Raw genomic sequence first — 6077 nt, 5'->3', positions numbered from 1 at the left:
ACTATATGCTATCGTATGTTTAGCTCTTTTGTCAAATGCATACAAAGCACAAGAATCACTACCATACTATCAGCAATATCTTTTGGATGGTGAGTTCCTGTTCAACCCAGCTCAATACGGAAAAACAGATTACGTACAGCTCAACGCCAATTATCAACAACAATTTTCAAAATTCAGTAATTCTCCGAATGTACAGTCAATCGGGATCAATGCGAATATCTTTGATAGAGTAGGTGCTGGTATTTCCGTGTTCAGAGACAGTAACGGACCGATCTCTGCGGGTGGTATCACGGCTGGTGCTTCATATTTTATTCCGCTAAGTAGCGAAGGAGACAGAAAAGACCAGTTCTCTTTCGGTACAAGTGTTAACTTCTATAACATGAATTTTGACTATTCAAAAATCAATACTGAAGAAGGAGGTGACCCGTTATTAAGAGGGGAGGAAAGTAATATCTTCATGGTGTATGCGAACTTCGGTTTGGCTGCTACCTACAGAGGATTATTCGGAGGTGTTTCCGTAAATGATATCGCATTAAGTAATGATGCTTCTATCGTAAACAACTACGAGCCTTCTCCAATTAAATTCTTCTTAAACTTAGGATACAACTGGAACATTGCTGATAATATTACAATTGCACCATCAGCATTAATCAACCTTAATACAAATTCAACAAGAATGATCGACTGGAACCTGATGGCGACATTCTCTAATGATATCAACGCATTCTCTTTTGGAGTAAGCTACAGAACGGTTCAGAACAGATTTGACAATCAGGACCTGAGTATCTCTCCAATTGTAAAAGTAAGATTCAACAAATTCATGATCGGAGCTACCTATAACCTTGGATTGTCTGATATCCAGAGTTACGGCGGAAACAGCTTCATGATTGGTCTGGGATATAACTTCGACAACTTTATTAATGTGAGAGGATTTAGATACTAATCAATTTAATTTAAATAAATTTGAGCTCTGAAAAATTTCAGAGCTTTTTTTATGATATACATTCACATTCCGTTCTGTAAGCAGAAATGCAGCTATTGTAACTTTCATTTTTCAACATCCCTGAATTTTAAGGATGAAATGCTTCGTGCCATGAAAACTGAAATACTGCTGAGGAAAGAGGAATTACAAAACAAAAATCTGAAATCGCTGTACTTTGGAGGTGGAACTCCGTCTATTCTTACCGTGGATGAAATCAGTTCTTTAATAGATGAAACATTACGTTATTTCAGCTTTGAAAAAGATATAGAAATTACATTGGAAGCCAATCCTGATGATCTGGATAAAAACTTTTTAAAACAGCTTGCGGGAACACCCGTGAACAGGCTTTCCATCGGTACACAAAGTTTTTTTGAGGAGGATTTAAAATTAATGAACAGAGCTCATAATGCTTCAGAGGCAGAAAGCTCTATCAAACGTGCCCAGGATTTCGGCTTTGAAAATCTCAGTATAGATCTGATCTATGGTTCACCCACCTCCAATATTGAAATCTGGAAAGAAAACCTGAATAAAACCATCGCTTTAGAAGTTCCCCATATTTCGTCATATGCCTTGACTGTAGAACCTAAAACTGCCTTGGAAAACTGGATATCAAAAGGAAAAGTAAAAAGCCCTAAAGAGGAAGAGCAAAATAAAGAATTCTATTATTTATCAGACTTTTTAAAAGATCATGGCTTTGAACATTATGAAGTTTCCAATTTTGCAAAACCCGGTTTTTATTCGAGGCACAATTCCTCATACTGGAAATATCAGGAGTATTTGGGAATAGGTCCTTCAGCGCATTCTTATAACGGATTTGATGTCCGAAGCTGGAATGTTGCCAATAATCAGCAGTATATTAAGAAGCTTAATGATAAACTACTGGCTAAGGAAGAAGAAATTCTTTCCCAGGAAGATCAGTTTAATGAAATGATCATGATAGGCTTGCGTACCATTTGGGGAGTAGATATTGAAAGTCTGAAATCCAAATTTCCGGACAGACTGCTGGAGCATTTTCAGGCAGAAATCAAACCAAAAATGGAAGAAGGTATTTTAATCATTGAAAATGATCATTTGAAAATTCCGGAGAAGCATTGGTTTATGGCAGATGGGATTGCTTCAGATTTGTTTATTGTATAATGTTTGCATATATACAGTATGCCATAAAATTCACTATTTTTGTATAAAATTTCAACTCATTTGAAAACGAAAAAACAAGATTATTTACATCTTTCACCAAGCCAGCCTATCGGAATTTTCGACAGCGGGGTAGGAGGTCTTACCGTTGCCAAAGAAATCAAAAGACTTCTTCCTAATGAAGATCTGATTTACTTTGGAGATACAAAGCACCTTCCTTATGGAGAAAAGTCCAGGGATGCTATTATTGAATATTCTACAAAAATTACCAATTTTCTGTTGGAACAGAACTGTAAAGCGATTGTGATTGCCTGTAATACGGCAACGGCTAATGCTTTGAATGAAGTAATGCAGTCTGTTGCAGGAAGAGTGCCTGTAATAGACGTTATCAATCCTGTTGCTGAAAAAGTATCTTACGAAATCCACAATAATGTTGGAGTTATTGCAACCAAAGCTACTGTAAATTCCGGACTGTATAAAAAGAGTATCCGTAAACATAATAAATGGATCAAGGTGGATGAACTGGCAACACCATTGCTGGTACCTGCCATTGAAGAAGGGTTTAAAAACCATCCGATTACCCATGCTATTATTTACAATTATTTAAGCAACAGTAAGCTTAAAAATATTGAAACTTTGATTCTGGGCTGTACCCATTATCCCCTTTTAATAGATGAAATCAAGCAGTATTACGGAAACAGAGTCCGTGTAATAGATTCTCCGAATATTGTTGCCAATCATCTGAAGATTATCCTGGATAAATACAATCTTTTAAACGAGAACAATCCCAAACCGAATTACCATTTTTATCTTTCAGATCTTACCAAGAATTTTGAAAAGATCTCTAAGAAGTTCTTCGGAAAAACAATTGATTTAGAATTGAAAGTATTATAAATAAAGAGTCTGCCTCACATTGAAGCAGACTTTTTTATTAGTGTTCTTTGTGAAATAATTAGTGAAACTTGTGTTTAAATCATGCTTCCACAATTACTTTCTCAGCATTCAGTCTCTTCTTTGGATTGAATTTAGGCTGATTGGCATCTGCTTCATCTCTTTCCCCGATAGCTACTGCGAATAGGGTTTCATATCTTTCATTATTCAGAACAGCATCATATCCATCAGGCTCAATTCCTTCCATTGGAGTGGAATCTATTCCCATGGCAGCACAGGCAGATAAAAGTACTCCCAATGACAAATACACCTGATAACGCAGCCAGGATTTTACAGCTTCTTCACCTTTAGGTTTTACCATTGTCCGGTAATAATTAACAGGACCTTCCGGAAGATTTTCTTCTATCTGTTTTTCAAAGTTTTCTACGTCTTTGATTACCTGAAAAACAATGATATAGCTGCTTTCCAATACTTTTTCCTTGTTAAAATAAGATTTGTCCCCTAATTGCTGCTTCAGCTGCGGATCGTTCACAAAGACGAAATTCCATGGCTGGCTGTTGATAGAAGACGGACTAAGATTTAAAATTTGTTTAAGCTCTGCAACCTGCTGTTCAGTAACTTTTCCCTGTGGGTTATACTTTTTTACAGTATACCTGTTTTTCATTTGCTCTAAAAAGTTCATAATTTTATACTATCATTTTTATAGTTACAAAATTAATTTAAGTTTCCTAACTTTGCAATAACGGTAAAAAATGATAGTATAAAAATGTATACCATAGATAATAAATCCTACCCCTGCTGTACGAGTGTTACCATGAAATTTATAGGAGGGAAATGGAAAGCAGTAATTTTACACCACCTGATTGATGGTGCCAGGCGATATAATGAATTAAGGAAATCAATTCCTACGATTACGGAAAGAACGCTCAGCTTACAGCTAAAGCAACTGGAAGAAGATGGAATTGTTGACCGAAAAGTTTTTACAGAAAAGCCTCCTTTAGTGGTTGAATATGAATTAACAGACTTCGGAAGAACTTTATTACCTGTTCTGGAGGCCATTACAAAATGGGGTGAAGAAGCTCCGGTTATCTCAAAAAAAATAATCAGGAATTAAAGTTCCTGATTATCTTCTTTATTCGGTTCAAAAAAACTGAAACTTACATTTCCGTATTTTCGGGTGTCTGTTAAATTAGGATGCTCGAATTTCATGCGGCTTTGGTGCTCCACGATAAGAACTCCGTTTTCTTTCAGGTATTTATTGTTTAAAACCAGAGAGATAAGCTCGTGATATTTTTTCTCTTCCATTTCGAAAGGAGCATCGGAGAAAACAATTTCAAACGATTTTTTATTTCTGAACTTTTTAAGCCAGTCAAAAACATCTCCTCTCTGTACATTGATCTGAAGTGCCATATCAAGCTCGGAAGCAGTAGTGTTAATGAATGCCGTATGCTTTGGATTCATTTCCACAGAAGTTATATTCTGACATCCTCTGGAAGCAAATTCCAGGGTAATAGAGCCTATTCCTGCAAAAAGATCAAGCACGGAGATCGACTGCATATCGTATTTGTTTTCCAGAATGCTGAATAAAGCCTCTTTCGCAAAATCGGTTGTAGGTCTTACTTCAAAGTTCTTGGGAGCGGCAATTTTTTTGGCTTTCCATTTGCCTGATATTATTCTGAACATATTTTTGTTAGGGTTTAGATGGTAGGTTTAGGGATTAGGGATTAAAAACATACATCATTATTATCTTTTTATAAAGGCTAAGCCCTTTTTCCCAAGCCCTTGTCCCTTAGTTAAGTATAAAATTCTTGTTGGGAATGTTGTCAAAAACAATTTTCAGGTTTTTAACGAACTTCTGAAGTTCAGAAATAAATGTTTCATTTTCCGTAGTTTCTCCATAAGCATAAAAGCTGGTTTCATTGATTCCAAAACCGATCTTGCTTAACGTAAACATAATGAAGTAAAGAAAATCTACTTCTGAATTGACATCCAGATTATTATAAAGAATAATTTTCTTATTGTCAATAGCAAAAAATTCACATTGATTATGATACAGGTTGATGTGAATTTCTTTACTGGTTTTATTATTGATTGAGCTTAAAAACTTTTCACCTGAGAAATTAAAATGGGCAGGCACAGCAAGTTCCTTTATTTTTTTATAATAGTTCTTAGGGAAAGTATAATAAAACTGAATATTGAATTTTTTGTTGATGGAGAGCATCAGTTCTTCCTTCTCTCTGTCAGCCGGAGCATTGAAGGCAATCAGATCAAATCCTGCATCATGCTCGGAAAAACCTTCCGGCATCAGGGTAAAGTGATTAAATGCTGAAATCACATGGATTTCTTCGTAGCGCTGCTTGATAAGAACTTCGTCCAGCTTCTGTTCAATAAGATTGGCTGGTGTCTCTTCAGTAACGAAATAAGACTTTTCCTCCAGGATGTTTTTGTTTTTAACAATCTGGCAGATTAATCCGTCTTTGGTAAAAAGTAAATTAAGTACGTTCATATTTCAATTCCTGCAAATTTAGTGAAATTCTACCATTACCGCACCTGATTGATGGTGAAGTATTTCCTTATTATAAAAATCAATATTGACCTGGCTTTCCAGTACATCCCGAACCATCCGCTGTAAGGTACCATCACCAATACCATGAACAATTTCCAGCCTCTTCAGGTTATTTTTTCTGCAAAACTCCAGAACTTCAATCAGTTTTTCCTTTTGAATGAACAGCCTTTCAAAGCTGTCATAGTCATTGGGATTCTTTACCAAATTATGAAAATGCAGGTCCAGAACCAAATGATTTTTCTGATGTTTCTTAGAAATAGCTTTTTTGGGCTCTGCTTTCTTTACAATCCTGATATTTTCATACAGATCAGCATCTTTCGGAACCAGCTTCTCTTTGGGATACTGATGGGTAAATCCATATTCATCTTTAAAAACGACAATATTTCCCTTCACGGAAGTAATTACTCCGCTTAAATCTTCATCTACTACCGAAACCTTATCGCCGATTTTCATATTTTTCAAGTCTCCTCTGAGTCAATTATTGTACAAAGGTAGAAAGTAAAA

8 protein-coding genes are annotated in these 6077 nt (G+C 35.8%); 4 read left to right on the top strand and 4 right to left on the bottom strand.

From position 1 onward, the window contains the following. The 3 genes from ACE3RB_RS16755 to murI form a co-directional block, all read left to right on the top strand. Positions 1 to 943 (top strand): PorP/SprF family type IX secretion system membrane protein (locus tag ACE3RB_RS16755; protein ID WP_374465260.1); only part of this gene is annotated, 943 nt, incomplete at its 5' end. A 51-nt stretch (positions 944 to 994) separates the two neighbouring features. Then, positions 995 to 2119 carry a radical SAM family heme chaperone HemW gene (hemW, locus tag ACE3RB_RS16750; RefSeq protein ID WP_374465259.1) on the top strand — a complete coding sequence of 375 codons (1125 nt, stop codon included), beginning with the start codon at positions 995 to 997 and terminating at the stop codon, positions 2117 to 2119. 60 nt (positions 2120 to 2179) lie between these two features. Further along, positions 2180 to 3010 carry a glutamate racemase gene (murI, locus tag ACE3RB_RS16745; RefSeq protein ID WP_374465258.1) on the top strand — a complete coding sequence of 277 codons (831 nt, stop codon included), beginning with the start codon at positions 2180 to 2182 and terminating at the stop codon, positions 3008 to 3010. 79 nt (positions 3011 to 3089) lie between these two features. Here the strand turns inward: murI and ACE3RB_RS16740 are convergent, their stop codons facing one another. Beyond that, positions 3090 to 3689, bottom strand: a complete 600-nt coding sequence (locus ACE3RB_RS16740; RefSeq protein ID WP_374465257.1) for a nitroreductase family protein — start codon at positions 3687 to 3689, stop codon at positions 3090 to 3092. An 84-nt stretch (positions 3690 to 3773) separates the two neighbouring features. Here ACE3RB_RS16740 and ACE3RB_RS16735 point away from each other — a divergent pair, with 84 nt between their 5' ends. Beyond that, positions 3774 to 4121, top strand: coding sequence for a winged helix-turn-helix transcriptional regulator (locus tag ACE3RB_RS16735; RefSeq protein ID WP_374465256.1), 348 nt, complete (start codon positions 3774 to 3776; stop codon positions 4119 to 4121). On the opposite strand, the gene ACE3RB_RS16730 is transcribed toward ACE3RB_RS16735, so the two are convergent. The 3 genes from ACE3RB_RS16730 to ACE3RB_RS16720 form a co-directional block, all read right to left on the bottom strand. Then, positions 4118 to 4690 carry an RsmD family RNA methyltransferase gene (locus ACE3RB_RS16730; RefSeq protein ID WP_374465255.1) on the bottom strand — a complete coding sequence of 191 codons (573 nt, stop codon included), beginning with the start codon at positions 4688 to 4690 and terminating at the stop codon, positions 4118 to 4120. The genes ACE3RB_RS16735 and ACE3RB_RS16730 overlap by 4 nt on opposite strands. A gap of 106 nt (positions 4691 to 4796) precedes the next feature. Further along, positions 4797 to 5513 (bottom strand): DUF3822 family protein, encoded by a 717-nt coding sequence (locus ACE3RB_RS16725; protein ID WP_374465253.1) that lies wholly within the window; start codon positions 5511 to 5513, stop codon positions 4797 to 4799. Between the two features lie 18 nt (positions 5514 to 5531). Next, a complete protein-coding gene (locus ACE3RB_RS16720; protein WP_374465252.1) occupies positions 5532 to 6026 on the bottom strand; it encodes a Smr/MutS family protein in 495 nt (164 codons plus the stop codon). Positions 6027 to 6077: the final 51 nt, after the last annotated feature.

The sequence above is a fragment of the Chryseobacterium sp. genome (genome assembly GCF_041914225.1).
Taxonomy (GTDB): domain Bacteria; phylum Bacteroidota; class Bacteroidia; order Flavobacteriales; family Weeksellaceae; genus Chryseobacterium.
This window is presented reverse-complemented; position numbering and strand designations above follow the sequence as displayed.

Excerpts from the sequence above, each read along its gene's own strand:
- hemW (WP_374465259.1), top strand. The coding sequence starts at position 995 with ATGATATACATTCACATTCCGTTCTGTAAGCAGAAATGCAGCTATTGT.
- ACE3RB_RS16740 (WP_374465257.1), bottom strand. The coding sequence starts at position 3,689 with ATGAACTTTTTAGAGCAAATGAAAAACAGGTATACTGTAAAAAAGTAT.
- ACE3RB_RS16735 (WP_374465256.1), top strand. The coding sequence starts at position 3,774 with ATGTATACCATAGATAATAAATCCTACCCCTGCTGTACGAGTGTTACC.
- ACE3RB_RS16730 (WP_374465255.1), bottom strand. The coding sequence starts at position 4,690 with ATGTTCAGAATAATATCAGGCAAATGGAAAGCCAAAAAAATTGCCGCT.
- ACE3RB_RS16725 (WP_374465253.1), bottom strand. The coding sequence starts at position 5,513 with ATGAACGTACTTAATTTACTTTTTACCAAAGACGGATTAATCTGCCAG.
- ACE3RB_RS16720 (WP_374465252.1), bottom strand. The coding sequence starts at position 6,026 with ATGAAAATCGGCGATAAGGTTTCGGTAGTAGATGAAGATTTAAGCGGA.